Annotated in this window: 22 protein-coding genes; 9 read left to right on the forward strand and 13 right to left on the reverse strand. The window is 42.7% G+C overall.

Going from position 1 to position 21410, the window contains the following annotated elements; all coding sequences use genetic code 11:
- Nucleotides 1–13 precede the first annotated feature (13 nt).
- From CW735_RS11505 to CW735_RS11525, 5 genes are all read left to right on the forward strand, one after another.
- Nucleotides 14–1234, forward strand: a complete 1221-nt coding sequence (locus tag CW735_RS11505; RefSeq protein WP_071979090.1) for a pyridoxal phosphate-dependent aminotransferase — start codon at nucleotides 14–16, stop codon at nucleotides 1232–1234.
- 1 nt (nucleotide 1235) lies between these two features.
- Nucleotides 1236–1835, forward strand: a complete 600-nt coding sequence (gene yfbR / locus CW735_RS11510; RefSeq protein ID WP_100972245.1) for a 5'-deoxynucleotidase — start codon at nucleotides 1236–1238, stop codon at nucleotides 1833–1835.
- 19 nt (nucleotides 1836–1854) lie between these two features.
- On the forward strand, nucleotides 1855–3198 hold the full coding sequence (locus CW735_RS11515; protein WP_100972247.1) for an anti-phage deoxyguanosine triphosphatase: 1344 nt from the start codon (nucleotides 1855–1857) through the stop codon (nucleotides 3196–3198).
- A 677-nt stretch (nucleotides 3199–3875) separates the two neighbouring features.
- Complete coding sequence (msrP, locus tag CW735_RS11520; RefSeq protein WP_100972249.1) at nucleotides 3876–4883, forward strand: protein-methionine-sulfoxide reductase catalytic subunit MsrP; 1008 nt, start codon at nucleotides 3876–3878, stop codon at nucleotides 4881–4883.
- Nucleotides 4884–4891: 8 nt separating this feature from the next.
- Nucleotides 4892–5563: a sulfite oxidase heme-binding subunit YedZ gene (locus CW735_RS11525; RefSeq protein WP_071981184.1), complete on the forward strand. Its 672-nt coding sequence runs from the start codon at nucleotides 4892–4894 to the stop codon at nucleotides 5561–5563.
- Here the strand turns inward: CW735_RS11525 and CW735_RS11530 are convergent.
- On the reverse strand, nucleotides 5521–5964 hold the full coding sequence (locus tag CW735_RS11530; RefSeq protein WP_232368272.1) for a YqaA family protein: 444 nt from the start codon (nucleotides 5962–5964) through the stop codon (nucleotides 5521–5523). The genes CW735_RS11525 and CW735_RS11530 overlap by 43 nt on opposite strands.
- A 247-nt stretch (nucleotides 5965–6211) precedes the next feature.
- Here CW735_RS11530 and CW735_RS11535 point away from each other — a divergent pair, with 247 nt between their 5' ends.
- Together CW735_RS11535 and CW735_RS11540 are read left to right on the forward strand one after the other, a co-directional pair.
- Nucleotides 6212–6649: a deoxyguanosinetriphosphate triphosphohydrolase gene (locus tag CW735_RS11535; RefSeq protein ID WP_100972251.1), complete on the forward strand. Its 438-nt coding sequence runs from the start codon at nucleotides 6212–6214 to the stop codon at nucleotides 6647–6649.
- A 219-nt stretch (nucleotides 6650–6868) separates the two neighbouring features.
- Nucleotides 6869–7252, forward strand: coding sequence for a YchJ family protein (locus CW735_RS11540; RefSeq protein ID WP_232368273.1), 384 nt, complete (start codon nucleotides 6869–6871; stop codon nucleotides 7250–7252).
- 166 nt (nucleotides 7253–7418) lie between these two features.
- Here the strand turns inward: CW735_RS11540 and CW735_RS11545 are convergent, their stop codons facing one another.
- Together CW735_RS11545 and CW735_RS11550 are read right to left on the reverse strand one after the other, a co-directional pair.
- Nucleotides 7419–7784 (reverse strand): DUF4870 domain-containing protein, encoded by a 366-nt coding sequence (locus CW735_RS11545; RefSeq protein ID WP_071979095.1) that lies wholly within the window; start codon nucleotides 7782–7784, stop codon nucleotides 7419–7421.
- Between the two features lie 35 nt (nucleotides 7785–7819).
- Nucleotides 7820–8728, reverse strand: coding sequence for a substrate-binding periplasmic protein (locus tag CW735_RS11550; RefSeq protein ID WP_083595220.1), 909 nt, complete (start codon nucleotides 8726–8728; stop codon nucleotides 7820–7822).
- A 214-nt stretch (nucleotides 8729–8942) separates the two neighbouring features.
- Here CW735_RS11550 and CW735_RS11555 point away from each other — a divergent pair, with 214 nt between their 5' ends.
- Nucleotides 8943–11891, forward strand: coding sequence for a ligand-binding sensor domain-containing diguanylate cyclase (locus tag CW735_RS11555; protein ID WP_071981186.1), 2949 nt, complete (start codon nucleotides 8943–8945; stop codon nucleotides 11889–11891).
- Nucleotides 11892–11993: 102 nt separating this feature from the next.
- Nucleotides 11994–12629 (forward strand): SDR family oxidoreductase, encoded by a 636-nt coding sequence (locus tag CW735_RS11560; protein WP_100972255.1) that lies wholly within the window; start codon nucleotides 11994–11996, stop codon nucleotides 12627–12629.
- 119 nt (nucleotides 12630–12748) lie between these two features.
- On the opposite strand, the gene CW735_RS11565 is transcribed toward CW735_RS11560, so the two are convergent.
- The 10 genes from CW735_RS11565 to fabD all read right to left on the reverse strand — a co-directional run bounded on the left by CW735_RS11565 (nucleotide 12749) and on the right by fabD (nucleotide 21350).
- The gene (locus CW735_RS11565; protein ID WP_071979098.1) at nucleotides 12749–13306 is read right to left on the reverse strand and encodes a pyridoxamine 5'-phosphate oxidase family protein; all 558 of its coding nucleotides are present in this window, start codon (nucleotides 13304–13306) and stop codon (nucleotides 12749–12751) included.
- A gap of 9 nt (nucleotides 13307–13315) precedes the next feature.
- A complete protein-coding gene (locus CW735_RS11570) occupies nucleotides 13316–14095 on the reverse strand; it encodes a TatD family hydrolase (RefSeq protein ID WP_071979099.1) in 780 nt (259 codons plus the stop codon).
- 121 nt (nucleotides 14096–14216) lie between these two features.
- On the reverse strand, nucleotides 14217–15098 hold the full coding sequence (locus tag CW735_RS11575; RefSeq protein WP_100972257.1) for a DNA polymerase III subunit delta': 882 nt from the start codon (nucleotides 15096–15098) through the stop codon (nucleotides 14217–14219).
- A 3-nt stretch (nucleotides 15099–15101) separates the two neighbouring features.
- Nucleotides 15102–15725, reverse strand: a complete 624-nt coding sequence (tmk, locus tag CW735_RS11580) for a dTMP kinase (RefSeq protein WP_100972259.1) — start codon at nucleotides 15723–15725, stop codon at nucleotides 15102–15104.
- Nucleotides 15726–15786: 61 nt separating this feature from the next.
- Nucleotides 15787–16860, reverse strand: a complete 1074-nt coding sequence (mltG, locus tag CW735_RS11585; protein ID WP_100972261.1) for an endolytic transglycosylase MltG — start codon at nucleotides 16858–16860, stop codon at nucleotides 15787–15789.
- Nucleotides 16860–17780: an aminodeoxychorismate lyase gene (gene pabC, locus CW735_RS11590; RefSeq protein WP_083595221.1), complete on the reverse strand. Its 921-nt coding sequence runs from the start codon at nucleotides 17778–17780 to the stop codon at nucleotides 16860–16862. Before pabC ends, mltG begins: the two co-directional genes overlap by 1 nt.
- Before the next feature lie 131 nt (nucleotides 17781–17911).
- On the reverse strand, nucleotides 17912–19150 hold the full coding sequence (gene fabF, locus CW735_RS11595; RefSeq protein WP_071979104.1) for a beta-ketoacyl-ACP synthase II: 1239 nt from the start codon (nucleotides 19148–19150) through the stop codon (nucleotides 17912–17914).
- Between the two features lie 81 nt (nucleotides 19151–19231).
- A complete protein-coding gene (gene acpP, locus CW735_RS11600) occupies nucleotides 19232–19471 on the reverse strand; it encodes an acyl carrier protein (RefSeq protein ID WP_032095800.1) in 240 nt (79 codons plus the stop codon).
- 199 nt (nucleotides 19472–19670) lie between these two features.
- Nucleotides 19671–20411 carry a 3-oxoacyl-ACP reductase FabG gene (gene fabG / locus CW735_RS11605; protein ID WP_071979105.1) on the reverse strand — a complete coding sequence of 247 codons (741 nt, stop codon included), beginning with the start codon at nucleotides 20409–20411 and terminating at the stop codon, nucleotides 19671–19673.
- Nucleotides 20412–20420: 9 nt separating this feature from the next.
- Entirely contained in the window at nucleotides 20421–21350 is a 930-nt protein-coding gene (gene fabD, locus CW735_RS11610; protein ID WP_100972263.1) for an ACP S-malonyltransferase, read from the reverse strand.
- Nucleotides 21351–21410 lie beyond the last annotated feature (60 nt).

The raw sequence follows: 21410 nt of genomic DNA on the forward strand, positions 1-21410 counted from the left end.
AACCAGATAGACCATGAAAACTGTATCTCGCTCACATAAATTAGATAACGTTTGTTATGACATTCGAGGCCCAATAGCAGCACAAGCAAGAAAAATGGAAGATGAAGGTCACCGCATATTAAAACTTAATATCGGTAACCCCGCGCCATTTGGTTTTGAAGCCCCGGACGATATTGTAAAAGACGTTATTCATAACCTTCCCACCGCTCAAGGGTATTCAGACTCCACGGGAATTTATGCGGCGAGAGTAGCAGTGATGCAGTACTATCAGCAGCGAAACATTAAAGATATTCGCGTTGACGATGTATACATCGGTAATGGGGTTAGCGAATTGATAATGATGGCAATGCAAGCTTTGCTGAATCAGGGAGACGAAGTACTCATTCCCAGCCCCGATTATCCATTGTGGACCGCAGCGGTCAGTCTTTCTTCTGGTTCCCCTGTCCACTATCGATGTGACGAACAAGCAGGCTGGTTTCCAGACCTGGATGATATTAAGAGTAAAATTACCAGTAAAACTCGCGCTATTGTGCTTATCAACCCCAACAACCCCACAGGTGCGGTGTACGATGAAGCATTACTACAAGAAGTTGTCGAAATAGCCAGACAGCATGGGTTGGTGGTATTTAGCGATGAAATTTATGACAAAATTCTCTATGACGATGCAAAACACACCAGTATTGCCTCACTAGCTGACGATGTTTTCTTTGTTACGTTTAGCGGGCTCAGTAAAAACTATCGCGTAGCGGGCTTTCGCTCTGGATGGCTACTTGTTAGCGGTAATAAACGATTAGCATCTGATTATATAGAAGGGCTCAACATCCTCTCATCTATGCGAATGTGCGCGAACGTCCCATGTCAAAGCGCTATTCAAACCGCGCTTGGGGGCTATCAAAGCATAGATGATTTGGTAAAAGAAAACGGCAGGCTCCGCATTCAAAGAGATGTCACCACAGATATGCTCAACGGTATTGACGGCTTGCATTGTGTAAAACCTAAAGGTGCTATGTATTGCTTCGCGCGAGTCGATGAGAAAAAATTCAATATCCACAATGATGAACAAATGATCCTTGATCTTTTAAGCTCTGAAAAAATTCTGCTGGTGCATGGCAGAGCATTTAACTTAAATGACGGTATTTATTTCAGGTTAGTATTTTTACCTCACAGTGATGTTCTTGTACCGGCACTTCACAGAATAGGAAACTTTTTCAGAACTTATAAGCAAGGGGCTTAGTGTGTCAGACAGAAGTCATTTTTTTGCACATTTATCTCGATTGAAACTCATCAATCGCTGGCCTCTTATGCACAATGTGCGTACAGAAAACGTGCAAGAGCACAGTTTACAAGTAGCCATGGTTGCCCATGCACTTGCGTTAATTAAAAATAAGTTCTTTGGAGGTAATGTGAACCCTGAGCGCATTGCAACGATGGCATTGTTCCACGATGTGTCTGAAGTGCTCACTGGCGACTTACCTACCCCAGTTAAATACTTTAATCCCGCTATTAAAGAAGAATATAAAAAGATTGAAAAGATTGCTGAAAACAAGCTTATTGAAATGGCGCCAGAGTCATTTCGAGAAGACTACGCTGCGCTTATTGATTCACAATACCACGACCCCGAAGATGCCTTTATAGTGAAAGCCGCTGATGTGCTGTGCGCGTACCTAAAGACATTGGAAGAGTTGGCAGCCGGTAATAGAGAGTTTACGTTAGCGAAAAAGCGGCTTGATAAAATTTTAAAAGAATACCACTCAGAAGAAGTGGACTACTTTCTTACACAATACGTTCCTAGCTTTTCCTTGAGCCTTGATGAAATAACCCAAGACGAAATGTAAAACCGATAAGGACTCTACTGTGACAATATCTCAATGGGAACTTGACCTACATGCACGTCGTCTTCCACGCACCGAGTCGAGGGACGGAGACCACAGAAACCCATATCAAAGAGATAAAGCGCGAGTGCTTCACAGTGCGGCGTTTCGCAGGCTACAGGCGAAAACGCAGGTATTAGGTGTTGGATTAAGTGATTTTTATCGCACTCGCCTTACCCATTCTTTAGAGGCGGCACAAATAGGAACAGGAATTACAGCGCAACTGTGGAATAAGTTTCCCGAAATAGCGCAGGAACTAGTGCTTGATCCTACGCTCATTGAAACAATCTGTTTAGCACATGATATTGGACACCCTCCTTTTGGTCACGGCGGAGAGATAGCCCTCAATTATATGATGCATGAGCACGGTGGGTTTGAAGGCAATGGTCAAACGTTTCGCATTGTCACTCAGCTCGAACCTTACACTGCCGAGCATGGTATGAATTTATGCAGACGCAGTATTTTAGGGTTAGTCAAATATCCTAATTTCATTAATACGCTTCACTCTAAAGCACATACCGCGACGCGTCCGCTTTCATTAAGACAGGTAAAAGCAGACGAATGGCACCCTCCTAAAGGGCTTTTTGCATGTGATAAAGCATTATTTGACTGGTTGCTTGCGCCCCTTTGCAGTGAAGATAAACAGCGTTTTATGCAGTTTTCTGAAAATGCTAATGGACACGGTAAAACAGACTACAAATCATTTGATTGTTCAATAATGGAGTTAGCCGATGACATTGCGTATGGCATTCACGATTTAGAAGATGCCATTGTAATGGATATGGTAAATAAGCAGCATTTTGTAGAAGAAGTCACCAGTCCATTGAAAGGCCTCTCTATTCCGTGGCTTTCTGAAAACATCGAGACATTAACTACAAAGCTCTTTAGCCAGGCCCACCATGAACGCAAAAACGCTATTGGCGCATTGGTAAACAGCTTTATTACTGCAATTGAAATACACAAAATCCAAGGTTTTTCTCATCCTCTTCTCGCTTATAACGCTACTATGCCCAATAATTTCGGCGAAGCGCTAGGGCTGTTTAAGCGTTTTGTCTTTAGAAAGGTAATACGTCGCCCCGATGTTCAGCTTTTGGAATACAAAGGACAGCTCGTTGTAATGGAGCTTTTTGAAGCTTTTGCATCAGACCCTACCAGACTATTGCCCGAAAATACCCAAGAGCGCTGGCGTAAAGCACAAGACAACGGAAACGGTATGCGGGTTCTCGCTGACTACATATCGGGAATGACTGACGAATTTGCCTCTCGTCTCTACAGCAGTATTTTTTCTCCCAAACAAGGTGGTATTCAAGACAGCTTTCATATGTAGTTGATTAATATGCGGCACAGGATAGCGCTGCTTGTGTGTTAGATATCTCTCAGATGTCAGCCGTTTGCGGGTTCGCCTTATCCATTTGGCTACTTGATTATCTGGCTGTTTACTCAGCTATTTATTTAGCTATTTATTTAGCTATTTATTTAGCTATTTATTTAGCTATTTACATAGCGTTCTAGCTAGCTATCTATTCAACAACCTGTGCAAGTATCTTAGTGATTTCCTTCGTTACTATTTGTCAGCCATCTACTTAGCAAAGTTCTTTAGGTGACTTTTTGAAATTATCTCACGGCCTGTCTGGTCATGTATATCTGTCGAGTCATGAATATTTGTGGCAAGCGCTTTACGTCAATTGCGGTAACAGCATACCTCTATTGCGAAATAGTTAAGTGTGCGGTAGTTAGGTGTGCAGTATAAGCTTTAATGAGTAAAGACGATTTATGAAACTATCTTGCTGCTTCAACGTATTCACAACGTAAGCTTATGACAAATTCTGTGTAAACAAATACATGCAGAATCCTGAAACCGCTTAAATTAGGTTTTAGTTAGGGCTTACGTTAAGCGTTAATGAGCTAGCAAGAGTCGATGTGAATAACGAATGACAGAATATGAAAGAGCAAACTTGGCTCTTTCAACCTGAGTGAAAAATATTGTGTTAAGAAGGTAGAATAATGTCTAAACCTTACAAGCCGTCAGTTAAATTAAATGATAGTGATGTGACTGATGAACATGTTTACATGAACCGGAGATCGCTTTTAAAGTCACTTGGATTTGTAGGGGCCTCTACCTTGCTCGCAAAGTCTGCTAGCGCTGCTGATTGGTTCTGGGAAGATGAGAAGGAAGATACACCTTTTCAAGGCAAACCACTGGACTTTTCACAACCGAGTAAATTTCAAATCAATGAAACTCGAACTCCAGAAAAGAAAATAACGTCGTATAACAACTTCTATGAGTTTGGTACATCAAAAGACGCGCCAGCGGAAAACGCCACTGAGTTCAATACCGACCCATGGACGTTGAAAATTGATGGTTTAGTGAAAAATCCACTGGTGCTCGATCACGACTCGCTAACAAAGCGGTTTCCCCTTGAAGAACGCATTTATCGCCTTCGCTGTGTAGAAGCCTGGTCTATGGTAGTACCGTGGATAGGCTTTGAACTAGCGGCTCTTATCAAGCAAGCTGACCCGCTAATGTCAGCAAAATACGTGGCGCTTGAGACGCTCTATGATCCAGAGCAGATGCCAGGGCAAAGCAATCGATTTTTAGGTGGCGGTATTGAATATCCTTATGTGGAAGGTTTGCGCCTTGATGAAGCGATGCACCCATTAACGTTATTGTCGGTTGGCTTATATGGAAAAACTCTGCCCCCGCAAAACGGGGCGCCTATTCGCTTAGTTGTACCTTGGAAATATGGATTCAAAAGCATTAAATCCATCGTACGCATTCGCCTGACCGATAAGCAGCCACCCACAACGTGGAATCGCCTCGCATCAAACGAATATGGCTTCTATGCGAATGTTAATCCAAAGGTATCTCATCCACGCTGGAGCCAAGCTAGTGAACGCAGAATCACTACAGGCGGCCTGCTTTCTCGCAATAGAATAGAAACAAAGATGTTCAATGGCTATGACGAAGTTGCGCCACTTTACTCCGGTATGGATTTAACTAGATATTATTAATGGTATCCATGATTGCCAATAAAAAACTTCTACGACTCTCGCCGTTTGCCAGACGTTGTATAAAATCGATTATTCACAGTGTGGCCTTAGGGTATATTGTGTGGCTATTTTATGCAGGCATTACAGATTCATTAGGTGCAGACCCGGTAAATACACTTTTGAATGAAACCGGTATTTGGGCTATTCACCTGCTGTTTATTACGTTATTGCTTAGCCCCCTTGCAAAGTGGTTGAAAAGTCCAGCGCCTATTCAGTTCAGGCGCATGTTAGGCATTTATGTATTTGTATATGCATTGGCCCATTTCAGTACCTACGTTCTTTTTGAGCTGCAGCTCGATATGACGCTGGTACTGAGTGAGATTATAAGTCGGCCGTATATTATTGTGGGAATGCTAGCGATTTTGCTGCTAATGGCACTAACTGCAACCTCTTTTAACCTTATAAGAAGGAAAATGGGCAAGCGCTGGCAGCAGCTTCACAATACTATTTACGCTATTTTGCCTCTGGCTTTATTGCATTTTAGTTGGTCGCAAAAAACCTTTTGGCAAGAGCCTATTTGGTATTGGCTAGTCGGAATTATCATTTTAATTCCCCGAGTCAAGCATGGGCTATCCACTTTTCGGCGAAAGCAATTACGTCAGAAAAAACTGCAAGAGAAAAAACTGAGTAATGCGGCGTAACGCGCCGTTTTTGCCACAGTTACAATACATATGAAAAATAAAAGGTTACTACGCAGCACTCCTGCAACTAACGTAATAGGATCTCCGATTATGGGCACCCAGCAAAGTAATAAACTCCACTTGCCCCATCGAGTAAAAAGAATACTAGCGCGAGTAAATGAGCTGTCGCTCACTCTCAATACCTTGGTCGCTATCACTTTTCCGTATTTAAGGCCAAGAAAATAGTTAACAAGAGCCCCTAGCACGTTGCCACTTGATGCAGCTACCAAGAGAAGCCCCGCAGAAAAGCCACTACTATATAAAGCAGTGAGTACAACCTCAGAGCTAAAAGGCAAAATAGTTGCTGCCAAAAAAGCACAGACAAACATGCCTATATAACCCCAATCGACTAATACGCTCATAATCCCATTTTTCTCGTGATAGACCAAAGCATACATAGTGCTTTTAATTCTACTAACGATATCAGATAGCCATTATTTGACTAATAAAAAATGCTTTATTTTAAAAGCACTTACCATATTTGTTCGATTTTGTTCGAAAAAAGCACAATGTATAACTTGCAAATCACACTGGATAAAACTACTGTATACACATACACACTGTATACTTAAACAGTTAACGTGGTTTTATAAAAATAAGGTATGTCCTATGAGTAATTCACCAGTTTGTCGACTTAATGCACTTCGTAATTCCCTTCTCGGTTCTGGAGCCCAAAATGTTGTGCAACTCCCGTTGCCTATTGAAGGTTTTCCTGGCGAAGGAAGAGAAAGTAACAGAGAAGGTAACAGAGTAAATAACGACAAAGGGTGGAATTATTTACTCTCTAGCTCAGTTTCGTTTTCTAAAGACGTGATGAACGCTATTCGTATTCAAAAGCCTGAAAAGGAGAAAGTGCCTGAATGGATAAGTAAGCTAATTACAGGCGGCCAGTGCAAAACACTGTATGTAGAAAATATAGATTTAGATTTACAGCCTACTGACAGTGATATGATCCGTAAGCTTTGTGAGCTTTACTCGGTGAGTTTAGTGAACGTAAGAGTGGACAGTAATACCCAAAACAGAAATGTTGCTGTAGGGCCTTGGTAAAAACAGAAATATAAAGCGAGAAAGTTGAGTCAATAACAGCAAAGTTTTTGGCTATTACACTCGTGTATTGTACTATGGGCGGTGTAATATGCACGATTGAATTAATCTTGGATACCAACTAGTTTTATGCGTTGCTTTTGCTGCTCCACAAGCTCATATGAGCATTGCTGTGCTCCCTTCATCAGCGGTACAGATAGCCCTCAAACGGCAGAACAATTGATGCGCTCCCGTTTTACTGCATATGCAATCAAGCAATACGACTATGTTCGCGACACGTATTCAGAGGAGAAGCGTCAAGGGATAACATCAGAAAACCTTGAAAGTAGCGCTAGCGGTGCTCATTGGTTCGCTCTTAAAGTCCATACTTCAACACACAGTAAACCTAGTTCAGATACCGTCGAGTTTACTGCCTACTACTTTGAAAATAAGCACCTCTTTCAGTTACACGAGACATCGCGCTTTATCATCGAGGGCGGACTGTGGCGTTATCACGACGGTACCCTTCATGATGACTGCGGTAAAATAAAATATGGTAGAAACTTGCCGTGTCTTTGCGGAAACAATAAAAAATTCAAGCAGTGTTGTGCAACAAAAGTGAGATAGGCGGACAGGTTAGCGAAAAATACGTGGTTATCGATAAGGCGGTTATCGGTAAGGTGGTTATCGATAAGAGTATAGAGGGCGGCAGGCGCTTACCAGGCGTTTAAGTAACTCCCTGCCGTAGATGCATAACTTGAGAAGTCAGCTCAAGCGGAAAGCCTAAACGTTTTTAAACTTTAAAAAATTTGATACTTAGTGGGTAATGCCAGAGTTCGCCATTGTTAGCCTTGAGTGCCGCAACGATCGCGAAGATCAAATTTAGAATCCCCAATATTAATAACCCGAAGCCGCCTATTATAATCAAAAGCAAAATACCGCATATAACCGTGTATATTACTAGGCTAATTAACCAATTCGCAGTGACTCTTCCATGTTTATCAATATCTTCATTCTGATCTTTATGAGCTATCCACATAATAATAGGTAATATAAGCCCCAAGCCTGGAACAATTATGCTGGTGAGCTGACTCACGTGAATTAGCGTACAGTAGGTTCTTACTGTAAGTCCCCAATACATGTTTTCTTCCGTTGTCATATGTATTCCCTCTTGTAATTATAATTGAGTAGGCTCTACTGAGAAGAGCCTGCTAAATGATAATGCTCATTTGATATTTCGCCAAATTTAATTACACCATTGCTTAGCCATACTCCCGATAAATGATTTTCTAACATTGGCTGCCATCTCTGTTTAATAGCCAAATACCTAGAGCTTTGCAAAAAGGTACTCAACGATTCCTTTAAAGTCATAGCAAGCTCTTGATTGTCTTCTGTTTTCGGCATTACTAGATAACTATAGACTGTGTCAGCGTGAACCAATTTACGAATTTGAGAGCAGTCCAGCTTATTTCTTTGACAGTATATTCGTATACCTGTGTCTGAAAAGAAAACCGCATCAACTCGTTCTTTTATTACTGCATTAATAGCCTGCGCCCAAGAATTGTATTCATGCAAAGCAAACTGCGGATTTTCTTTTACCAATTCTGCTCTGTAGTCTCCTCTCATTACAGCTACTGAAGTCTTTGAAGTACCTGAGCGTTGTTGTGAGTTGGGTATTTTTAAGGTTTTCCCGTAGAGGTTTATATCGGTTGCGGTTAGTGGCGCTATCCAAAAGTAATGATCTTCTCTTTGTTTTATTCGCCCAATGCCTGTCGCCATCATTAATTGCCCACGTTGCAACTCTCTCACTAATCGTGCGAAAGGCAGAGGTGTTATGTCTGCTTTAATGCCTGCCAAATCCAGCAAAGAGGATGCGAAGTCAATTGAGTACCCTCGAACATTGCCTTCATCGTCAAACTCACTGAATAGTGGTGTATTAGCTGTTAAGAGTTTTATAGATTCAGCGGCATAAAGATAGCCAGCAAATAGAAGAGAAATTGAACACAGCATTATTGATGAAAACAAATTTCTGAACATATCCATCCCTTTATTGTTAAGAGATTTTAATAATAAAGCAGTCATCACCGTTTTGTTATTCAACATTTGTTGTAAATTTAGCGAGTTTTAGCAAATTTTTAGTGAGCGCGAAAAAACGTGAAACATAGGCGATAAAAATACGCAGACCTCAAAAATAACAAAACTTTTTCCGGCTTTTTCCTATCAATCAGTATTTTGCTACTAACGTATTGTTGCTTGTTTATGAATTTAGCGTAAGTTAAATGTATGATTATGTAGATGGAATTTTGTGGTTATTTCAATGAGGCGTTTTTTCGCGTTAACTTCACTTATTTGGTTTGCGGCCTCTTGCGCACAGCTATCTTGGTCTAAACCCATAGCGCCAATCTTTTCGCAGTACACCGTCAACGACGGTCTCGCCCATATCTCTCTAGCCGATGCAACTCAAGATAAGGATGGCTTTTTATGGTTGGCGACACAAGCCGGCATTGATAGATTTGATGGGTATTCTTTTAGAAATTTTGGCCTGATAGAGGGCGAAAGTAATTCTGGCCTTCAATCGATCACCGCTCTTCAGGTTGAGGCAAGTCCTGATGGAAAATTTATCTGGGTTGGGACATTTGGCGGCTTAAGTCGGCTCAATGTGGATAATGAGAAGTTTACCCACTTTACGTTACCCGCATCAGAAGCAATCAATAACGCTATTATTAACCGCATAAAAAACACTGCAGATAATACCACTTGGATAATATCAGATAGAAATTTGTATAAGTATTCTGACGATTTAGGCGAAGTTCTGCTTATGGCTTATCTGCCTAACCCTACAAGCACACTTACAGATGTGGAGCTGGTAGACGGTGTGCTCTACGTTACCTCCACCTCGGGCTTATATAAATTAGATTCACTGAATAAAAAACTGCAGCTGGTGGCGTTAGAAAAGCAAAATCTGACACGAATTGTCGCTACAGAAGACGAAAGAATTTGGATAGCAACAACTAATCACGGTGCTTGCATCTTTAATCCTCTTAATCGCGAGTATGACCTCAGTGAGCACTGCATCACCACAGAACAAGGTCTGTCAGACGATTACGTTACCGACATATTAGTACAAAATAATGGAGATGTATGGGTAGCGACAGAGCGTGGCTTAAACCTACTTCCAAGCCATAGCCCCATTTCTGTTATTACTACTCCGGTAACGGCTAGGTCGACCAAAGACGAGCGCTTTTCAGCACTTTTTGAAACCTCAGAAGGTTTAGTTATCGCTGCCATGAAGGACGATGGTTTTGCCGTGAGCGACCCAATACTAGCTAATTTTTACTCAACAGAAGTGGGCGGCGGAAGAATTGTCACCTCTGTCTCCTCCAACAATGATAGCGTTTGGCTAGTTAACGAAAAAGGGTTGTGGAATTACGATTACAACAACGACCTTTCCAAAGGCCCCTATTTAGTCAATTCGACGGATGCAACGACGAGTAATGCTAATGAGAAAATGTTGGCTGTCCATTATGACTCGGTGAGAAATGATGTGTGGGTAGCTACACGCTCTGGACTGTCTAAGTTTAATCCCGACACTAAAAACCTTAATGCCGTTGCGCTTGAAGGTAAGTCGGGATATAGCCTGAATGTAGATTCTGACGGAGACGTTTGGTATGGAGGATACAGCGATGGTGTTTTTGTTTATCGTCCTTCAGACGATAAGGTAGTAAGACAATGGCCCCTCCCCTTAACCACCAGAGTTTTGCATGAACAGGATGGAAATGCTTGGTTGACCACAGTAGGTGGTTTGTATTTCGCGAACAAATTCAGCGGAGAACTCATCAACGTAAGAGATTTTTCACCTCTATTGAAAGACGTGTCTGTTGTTACATGGATTTCTAAATCTAGTCGCGGCGGCTATTGGTTGGCAACTCAAGCCAATGGCTTTTACTTTATGACAATCTCTGAGCAGGACTTTTCCACATTACAGCTTACTCGTATTAAGCCAGACAGCGTAATAACAGGTTTATCTATTGGTGCAATTGTTGAAGATGAGCAAAATGGTCTTTGGATCACCACGGACAAAGGGATTGCCCACCTTGCTTCTGATTTACAAACGCTCTCCTTTTATGGCTCAGAAAGCGGTGCCATTGATACCGGATATTATATTGGAGCAGCCACACAAACTCGTGACAACACCATTATTCTTGGCGGAGCAAAAGGTATAACACGATTTAACCCCAGTGACGTTCAAGATAAACCCTGGTCGCCACTCATACACATTACTCGCATGGAAGTCATTAGCAACAACCAGACGAATGGCAGTGAAATGCGGTCAATTAATCAAGTTGGCGATCGCATAGAACTATACCCTGAGGATATATCCTTTACTCTCGCCTTCTCTGCTTTAGATTTTATCAATGCAGACACTCTCCGATATGCATACCGACTGTCAGATTTTGAATCGGGTTGGCGCTATACAGACAGTAAATCAAAGCTTGCCACCTATACTAATTTAGATCCAGGCAGGTATCGATTTACCGTAAAAGCAATCAACAAAGAGAATAAATGGAGCAGCAATGAGGCTCAAATTGAAATTGTCATTATTCCGCCTTGGTGGGATATGCCTATTTGGCGTGCGCTCATACTACTCACTATAGTAGCTCTTATTTCTACAATGCTTTGGTTGCGCTTCAGAACGCTACAATTGCGCTCGCAAGAGTTGTCTGTGTTAGTAGATAAGCGGACCGAAGATCTTAATCGCGCCGTTGAAAAACTCACGCTGCTATCAACCGAAGATGCGTTAACAGGCCTTAAGAATAGGCGCTATTTTTCACAGCGTGCCACTGAAGCGTGGAATCAGTTTTTTCGTTATAAGCATACTTTTTCATTGATTCTTATAGATATAGACCTTTTCAAAACCATCAATGATACGCATGGTCACGGCGTTGGAGACACGGTGCTTATTGATGTTGCGAAAATATTGACAGAAAACGTGAGAGTTAATGACATTGTTGCGCGATGGGGCGGCGAAGAGTTTTTGATCCTCTTGCCGGCACTTAATGTGCAGGAAGCCTATTGGGTAGCCGATAAGCTCAGAAAAAAAGTGGCCGAACACCCCATCAAAGTTCAAGGAAAGCAAGTTCCAGTCAGTATTACCTGCGGTGTAGCAGAAATAAAACATTATGAAAGTGTTGAAGCTTGCATACAAGCCGTTGATAAAAAGCTTTACGAGGGCAAAGCCCTTGGAAGAAACACTGTCGTAAACTAGGGCATTTTATTTAACCTACATAAATGTTGTTTGTCTCAATAACTGATCTGTTATCTGTGTGAAGGCTATTAATAATGACATTTAATTCATGGAGGTAAAATAATGGCGAAAGTACTCGTACTTGGCGCGTCGGGCCAAATTGGAAAACAAGCAACCGGCAAACTTCTCAAACGGGGCCATCATGTTCTCGCCCCTGTCCGAAGCCCTGACAAACTATCGGACATTGAAAATGACAACTTACAGGTGATTGAGCAAGATCTTGAAAAAGACTTTTCATCGCATTTTAAAAATGTTGATGTTGTCGTTTTCACAGCAGGTTCTGGTGGAAACACCGGTGCTGATAAAACTATTATGATTGACCTGTGGGCTGCGATAAAAGCGGTAAACTATGCCAAAGAAGCCCAAACGCCCAAGTTTGTAATGGTCAGCTCTATAGGCGCTGGCGATCCAGATTCAGTAGACGGCACAATAAAACCTTACTTGGTAGCAAAACACGTTGCTGATGACTACTTAATTAACAGTGGTATTCAACATATCATTTTACGCCCCGGTACCTTGTTAAATGAGCCAGGTACACATCTGGTGCGCACCGATATGCCCAATAACAAAAGTGATGCAGTGATCCCACGTGAAGATGTGGCAACTGCAATTGTTGAAAGTGTTGGCCGCACAAATGAAGACAACATGATCACTTATCTGTTTAAGGGTGAAGAGCCGATATCTCAAATATTTGAGTAAATACGCTATATAAAATAAAACGTATTTTCTTCAGATTAAAAATAACCCGCGTTTCGACCTCCACGTCAGCTCGTTAAGCGGCAACGTGGGTTATTTTATAATTGTATTTTCACAGTGATTTAAGGAATTAATGACTGACTGACCCAATCGCCACGTTCGTTCTTTTCATGCCATTCGCGATTTTGAGGGTTACCACGCAAATTCAGATAATCTACGGTTTCGATATTTAAGGTTAAAACACAAAAGTGCGCTGGAATAGTGTTGTAATCGCCCTCAACATGCAGCGCAGACTCGCCGTTTCTCGGCGTGCCAGGTGTTCCCCACAGAAATTGCTTTTTCCCTGCGTCTGACAGCTTATCCCATTGCGCTTCAACCAGGTCAGGAGACTCTTCCTTGGTGAATATATCCGCCAAACAATGAAAGCGATACTGCTCACGAGTTTTGGCAAAATACCAGGCAACATGGCATCGATTGTTTTGAACCAACTGTTGATACTTTTCGGTACGGGTATCAGATATCACGATTAAGCTGTTATCGTCAGTTAACCCACGATGCACAACAGTTCTACAAAACGGAATACCTTCTTGGTTTGCCGTTGCCAGCTGAAAATACCGGCTTTCAGGGACACTTCGCGTTTTATGTAAGCTTTTAACTAAATTCTGACGCCATAATGGCATAACAACTCCCTAAGCAGCCTTATCTTTCGCTAAGGCAAAAAGCGTGTAAAAGTTTTCCGTTGTAATCCGTGCGAGTTCTTTTACTGAAATACCTTTTAGCTCGGCAATAAACTCTGCTACCTCAACAACGTAACCGGGTTGGTTTTGTTTCCCTCGATGAGGAACGGGTGCCAACCAAGGAGAGTCAGTTTCAATTAGCAACCGCTCAATAGGAATAGACTTCACCACTTCTCGTAATTCATCTGCCGAATTAAACGTTACAATGCCCGAAATGGATATGTAGAAGCCCATATCTATTGCCGCCTCGGCCATCTCTAACGATTCTGTAAAGCAATGCAGCACACCAATAGTATCTGGTGCTTTATGCTCTTTTAGCAAATTAATGGTGTCTTCTCGGGCATCACGAGTGTGAATAATAAGCGGCTTTTTGGTTTCATTGGCAACCTTGATGTGGTCTACAAATGACGTTAATTGAACATCTTTACTCTCTGGGCTATAAAAATAGTCGAGCCCCGTCTCTCCAATAGCAACGACATCGCCGTGTTGTGCCTTTTCTAATAACTCATCGTAGCTACACGCCTCATCTTGATGTAAAGGGTGCACACCACAAGACACAGACACGTCATCAAATTCACTTACTGCATCACGCATGCTGTCATAGTCACTCACCGAGACACACACACATAAGAAATGCTCTACCCCTCGAGTGCGGGCAAAGTTGAGTGTTTCTTTTAATTCTTCAGGACCTTGTTTTAATCTGTCCAAATGACAGTGAGAATCTACAAACAAAATAAACCTTTAATACTGTTAATCATGATTTAGAGCCAGCATGTATTCCCTAGCTCGTGAATAAAAATAATGAATTGAAAGCGCGCCTCGCACTCTTGGCACACTTAGTTACAACATATGTCTATCGCTGAAACTGCTTAAGTAACCCAAATAATACCATGGATTTGTTCACTCCCGGATGTTGCAATGTTTTCGTTACCTCAACACATTTAACATAGCGAGTGTAATCTGAAGAGTTTTGACTATTCATATAATCTCCACGGGCTTTTTGCATACACCACTGAGCGGCTAAAACCGCGTTATCCTGCCATTTCTTTGCCAGTCTATGGGCTTGGCTGTTTGCATCCCCTGCCAACAAAGCCTGAAAGTCATCATTAAACGTTCTATAGCTAAACTCCTCTTCGCCTTTTAAAGCAGCTTCTACTCGCAGAGGAGCATGACCATAAGCGGCAAGCAGCGCCTCGCTAGCATCTTCTACGCCGTTATCTTTGAGGTAGTTCAAACTTAATTCTACGCTGGGTAAACCTAAAGCATGTTTTTCGCAGCGGCTTAAAATAGTGGGCATTAATTTAGTCACACTATTAGTTATGAGAAGTAAGTAGGTGTTTGCAGTTGGTTCTTCAAGTGTCTTGAGCAATGCATTGGCAGCCGCTTCTGTCATGGTATCTGCATTAGGGATAAGTAACACCTTATTACCACTCATTTGAGCGGTGCCACTTAACTTTGCAATCCCTTCACGAATTTTATCAACACCTAGCTGCTTTTCGCTTTCCAATACATACAAATCTGGATGATTACCCGCAATTCGCAAATAACAGCTCTGACATTGATTACAGGCTCCTTCTAACGAGGGCGCTTTACAAAGCAAGGTATTACCAAGCTCTTGGGCCAATTGATATTTTCCAATACCACTGGCACCACTAAGCAATACTGCGTGGTGAAGCTTATTCGCTAGATAACGGGAGCTAAATGAACGAAAAATGTCAGAAAACCACGGAAACATGAATTATTTACCCATAACATATTGCTTGATTAATGCAGAAACAGCACTGTGAACTTTCTCCATTGGCTGCATTGCATCTATGGTCACAATACTGTCGTCAGACTTTGCCAGCGCTAAGTACTTCTCACGAGTACGCTCAAAAAAAGCCAGTCCAGATTGCTCTATTCTATCAAGCTCACCACGACCGCGAGCACGCTCTAATCCAACAGCGGGATCTACGTCTAAATATACAGTAAGGTGTGGCTTAAAGCCTTTTAGTGCGATCTCGCTCACAGAGCGCATGGTCGTTTCTAAAACCCCTCTTCCACCGCCCTGATAGGCTTGCGATGAAAGATCGTGTCTATCGCCTACAACCCAATCCCCCTTTTCTAATGCGGGATGAATACGGTTGGTCAAAAGCTGCACTCTTGCCGCGTACATTAATAATAACTCTGTTTCTTCGGCAACCTGCTCATCCCAATCGTGTTTAACGCAATCTCGAATAGCTTCTGCCATAGGGGTACCGCCAGGCTCGCGGGTTTGCTCAACAGTTTTACCGGCACTTTTAAGTTCATCAACTATACGACTTATCACCGAGCTTTTTCCCGCGCCCTCAAGTCCTTCAACGACTATAAATTTTCCATTCATTATTTTATTAAGATCTCTGTTTTGATGATTGCTTGAAGCTGCAATACGCCACGCTATGTTTCTAACGTTTTAATTGAAATTGTCGTACGGCGGCATTGTGCTCCTCGAGGGTATTTGAGAATTGATGACTTCCGTCACCTTTAGCAACGAAATATAGCGCATCGGTTGTTTTTGGTGATAGTGCAGCTTTTATTGCTGCTTTACCGGCCATCGCTATGGGCGTTGGTGGCAACCCTTTAATAACATAGGTATTGTATGGCGTTGCTGTGCGCAAATGCTTGCGGGTAATGTTCCCATCAAACGTAGGACCGATACCGTATATCACTGTAGGGTCTGTTTGCAGACGCATTTTTTTATTCAGCCTGTTTACAAATACTCCCGCAATTAAATCACGCTCTTCGGGTACGGCGGTCTCTTTTTCGATAATGCTCGCTAAAATCAAAGCCTCATAAGGTGTAGAAAGCGGCAAGTCAATATCTCGATTTTTCCATTCTATCATTAGAAATTCAAACAAGGCCTTATTAGCGCGCGTCAAAATCTCACTGGCTTTGGTTCCTTTGGTGAAAAAATAGGTGTCTGCCAGATAAAGTCCTTCCGGGTTTTTGATACTATCACAACAGCCTTCGCTATTTTCTGAACCACTCGTAGTTGTGGCAGTAACACTGGTATTGCCAGCGAGAAGCATTGAATGCGAAACGGTTTGCGCCAGCGTTCTCTCTGTCAAATCAAATTGTATTTCGCCATTACCTTTTAAGGTATCTTGCCACTGAGCAAGGGTTAGCCCTTCAACAAGACTGACGGAAAAAAGATATTCGTCGCCATTGGTAAATGTAGCAAAAGCATCCGCCAACGATTGCCCAGGTTGCAGCATATAAGTTCCAGACTTTATGTCAGTGCTTTGGGCAAAAAATCTAAGCCATACTTTGGCGATAAGCGGAGAAATAGTCGTCACTTCTTCGTTTCTCAAACGCTTGACCGTGCGATATGCATTGCCTCCCCTTTCAATGGAAAACAGCGTATTTTGCTCAATACGAAGCGGTGCTTGCACTTTATCAATCACATAAAACACGCCTGCCACGCCAGATAGGCAAAGTAGTATGACGAACGTAATAGTAAGAATTAAAAAACGTTTCACTACCTTATTTCCTTTTCTAGCGACGTTGCAAAGCCCTGCCTTGCTGACTCCACCTCACCTAAGTCATAAGATAGCTGTTGAAGGTGCGATGATAATAAGTCTGAAATGGATTGGATTTGCTCGCCCATTACGGGAAAAGACGTAGATTGGTCGTTATCGAATCTAACAGATTTTACCGGCATCACTTTCATCAGCGCATTGGTTACCACCACGCACTCGGCGCACTTAATTTCATCGGTAGTAAATTGGCCAATTTCATGGGGAATGTTATTTTTTTCAAAAGCATCAAGTAAGCATTGCCGTACGACCCCATTGACTCCACTACCGTGAAGCGATGGAGTGCACCACATATTGTTTGTAAAAAAGAATATATTTCCGGCGCTGCTTTCAATCACGTTACCTTGCGTATCGCACACTATTGCATCATCTACATTCGCAAGGCTGACTTCACGCTTTATCAGTACCTGTTCGAGACGGTTAACATGCTTAACCCCCGCGAGAATTGGTTGAATTGCCAGTGCGGTTTGTGCACAAATTAGCTTCAACCCCGTACTGTAGAGAACGTTATAATGGGAGGGATATTCATGCTTTGTAAGTCTTACTACAGGTGGGTTCTGCTCGTTACGACTGTACCCACGCCCGCCCTCACCGCCGGAGACGTGAATTTTAAGAACATATTTTTCATCCACACTGCCTGATTCAGGTGAATTATTCGCTATCTCTTTCAATATTGCGTTTTTAATGGCGCTAGTGTCGATAACAAGACCAATCGCTGTAGCATCGTGCAGCAGACGAGACAGGTGAAACGATAACAATTCGGCTCGTCCGTTACAGATACACATTGTTGTGAAGACACCGTCACCGTAATTAAACGCCCTATCACTAGCGGGTATAGGCATATTTGGAGGTATTATTTTCACTGCCTGTTAAACATCTTAAATACATTGGGGATGGGTGCAGTATACCAAGTTGCCAAAGGCAAACAAGAAAGGGTGACACATAGCATGTATCACCCTTTGTATTTTTAGCAAGTATATGGTTTTACGCGGTATTAAAGGCGCTTGAATACAAGTGAACCGTTGGTTCCACCAAAACCAAATGAATTGCACAACGCGTGGTCGGCAGTAAACATTTTCGCCTTATTGGCGACAAAATCGAGGTCGCATCCCTCACCAGGCTCGTCTAAATTAATAGTCGGTGGTGCCATCTTGTCTCGTAATGCCAATATCGTGAATATGGCTTCTACAGAGCCTGCAGCCCCAAGTAAGTGACCCGTCATAGATTTTGTTGAGCTAACTAAAAGATCGTAAGCATGCTCGTTGAATACGCGTTTTACTGCTGCAACTTCAGCGACATCACCTGCCGGTGTGGACGTACCGTGAGCGTTTATGTAGCCAATTTCGGTTGGATCAATCTTCGCATCCAACAATGCGTTTTGCATTGACGTTGCAGCACCCTCACCGTCCTCAGGTGGTGACGTCATATGATAAGCATCACCGCTCATGCCGAAGCCGACAAGTTCAGCATAAATAGTAGCACCACGTGCTTTTGCTGATTCGTACTCTTCAAGCATCACTACACCAGCGCCTTCGCCCATGACAAACCCATCGCGATCTTTGTCCCACGGGCGGCTAGCTGCTTTAGGATCGTCGTTACGAGACGACAACGCGCGAGCAGCAGCGAAACCTGCAATACCTAGCGGCGTAATAGTTGCCTCCGCCCCTCCTGCTAACATGGCGTCTGCATCGTTATAAGCAATGGTTCTTGCTGCAATACCGATATTATGAACGCCGGTTGTGCACGCGGTAACAACATTGATATTTGGCCCTTTTAATCCTTCCATAATGGAAAGGAAGCCAGAGATCATATTCGTTATGGTTGAAGGCACAAAGAAAGGAGATACTCGCTTTGGCCCGCTGTTAAGCAACTTACTATGATTTTGCTCTATTTGCTCAAGACCGCCAATACCTGAACCAATCGCGACACCTACGCGGTGAGCGTTATCATCGTTAATAGGCAATCCGGAATCGGCTAGTGCTTGTTTACCCGCTGCAACACCCAGCTGGATAAAACGGTCCATTTTCTTGGTTTCTTTTTTATCGATATAATCCAAAGGATCAAAATCGTTAATTTGACCTGCGAAACGGGTTGAATAGTTACTACAGTCGAAGTGAGTGATTTCACCTATGCCGCTCTCGCCTGCGAGCAGTTTGCGCCATGTGTCTTCACTGTTAAGACCCAATGGTGAAAGCATCCCAATTCCGGTAACCACTACGCGACGTTTTGTCACAAAAAGTCCTCGCTTTGGAACTAAAAGTAGGAGAAACAAAAACGGCTCTAAAAAAGAGCCGTTTCGTAACTAAATTAAGACTTATGCGTCTTTATTAGCATTAATATAATCAACTGCTGATTGTACAGTAGTGATTTTTTCAGCTTCTTCGTCAGGAATTTCAGTATCGAATTCTTCTTCCAAAGCCATTACCAACTCAACAGTGTCAAGTGAATCAGCGCCTAAATCGTCAACGAATGAAGCTTCTGCTTTTACTTCTTCTTCTTTAACGCCAAGCTGTTCAATGATGATTTTCTTAACGCGTTCTTCAATGTTACTCATAATTCTAGGTTTCCCTTAAACGTCACTAGATAACAAAAGTGTCGCTAGTTTATTTTGCTAGGTCGTTCCTTGCAAGCACCAGTGTAAACTAATTTTCTGGTCAAACCAGCGACATTCGAAATTATTTAAATACTATTTTTACATCCAAGTTTGGGTAAATACCACCCTAAACTCAACAAAATTCGCAATTTTTGCGAATTTAACCCATGTACATCCCACCGTTTACATGGATAGTCTCGCCCGTAATATACGCTGCACCGTCGCTCACTAAAAAGGCAACAGTGGCGGCAATTTCATCAGGAGAGCCCAAACGGTTTGCTGGAATATCTTTAAAAATGGCTTCTTTTTGGTCATCAGACAATGACTTTGTCATATCTGTGTCGATGAAACCAGGGGCTACAACATTAACAGTGATCCCGCGAGAAGCAACTTCTCTTGCCATTGATTTCGAAAACCCAATGACCCCTGCTTTTGCAGCGGCATAATTCGCTTGCCCCGCATTTCCAGCACTACCTACCACCGAACCTACATTAACAATTCGCCCGCATCGTTTCTTCATCATACCGCGAAGCACGGCTTTAGATAGCGTAAATATCGATGTCAGGTTGGTGTCGATGATATCTTGCCACTCATCATCTTTCATGCGCAATAAAAGATTATCGCGAGTAATGCCTGCGTTATTAATTAAAATATCAATGCCGCCCTCGGCAGCGGTGATATCTTTTAACACACTATCAACGCTGTCTTTGTCAGTAACATTTAGCGCCAGGCCTCTGCCACCAAAAGCGCCGAGGTAGGCCGATATAGCTTCAGCACCACTGTCACTTGTTGCGGTACCAATGACCGTAGCCCCCTGATTTGCAAGAGCAGTAGCAATGGCTTTCCCAATACCTCTGCTTGCACCAGTAACAAGGGCAACTTTACCGTCTAATTGACTCATCGCATTTCCTTATTGTTTTAATGCTTCCACACCCTCAGGTGTATTCACAGCAAGAGACTCAAGACTCTTGTTAATTCGTTTGTTCAAGCCGGTCAGTACTTTTCCTGGACCAACTTCGATAACACGCTCTACGCCTGCAGCAGCCAAATACTCAACGGTTCGAGTCCATTGCACAGGACAATATAATTGGCGCACTAGCGCGTTTTTAATTGCTTCTCCTTGAGTCTCAATAGTCACATCAACATTATTAACAATATTTATAGTAGGCTCTGAGACCGAAAGAGATGCAAGAGCATCTTCAAGCTTATCAGCGGCTGGGCGCATTAATTCGCAATGCGACGGTACACTTACGGCTAGTGGCAGCACACGTTTAGCACCCGCCTCTTTACACGCCTGAGCGGCTTGTTCTGCGGCGCTTTTTTCGCCCGCTATAACAACCTGCCCTGGCGAATTAAAGTTAACCGGTGCAACAACATCTCCAGTAGCAATGGCGGTTTGCTGACATAAATTGGCAATAGAAGCATCGTCTAACCCAATAATAGCAAACATAGCGCCCGCACCTGCTGGTACGGCTTCTTGCATATATTTGCCTCGTGCTTCAACCAGCTTTACCGCATCAGCGAATTTCATTGCCCCACCACACACAAGGGCTGAATATTCACCCAAGCTATGACCTGCTAAATAATCTACATTTAAGCCTTGTTCACGAATAACGCGCCACGTTGCAACACTTGCTGTAAGCAATGCTGGCTGCGTGATGTGGGTTTCGTTTAATTGGCCATCGGCATCGTTTTGAACAAGCTTCCAGAGGTCGTAACCTAACACCTCAGACGCTTCTTTAAATGTTGCCTCTACAACGGGGTAATCAGCAGCCAATTCTTTTAGCATGCCCACGCTTTGTGAGCCTTGCCCTGGAAATACACAGGCTGTTTTTGTCATTCTGCTTCCTTATTATTTTATAAACCTCTAGAAGTAAAAATGGCGCATCTTGTGTTCTAC

It is taken from the genome of Alteromonas sp. MB-3u-76 (assembly GCF_002831605.1).
In the GTDB taxonomy this organism is placed as follows: Bacteria; Pseudomonadota; Gammaproteobacteria; order Enterobacterales; family Alteromonadaceae; genus Alteromonas; species Alteromonas hispanica.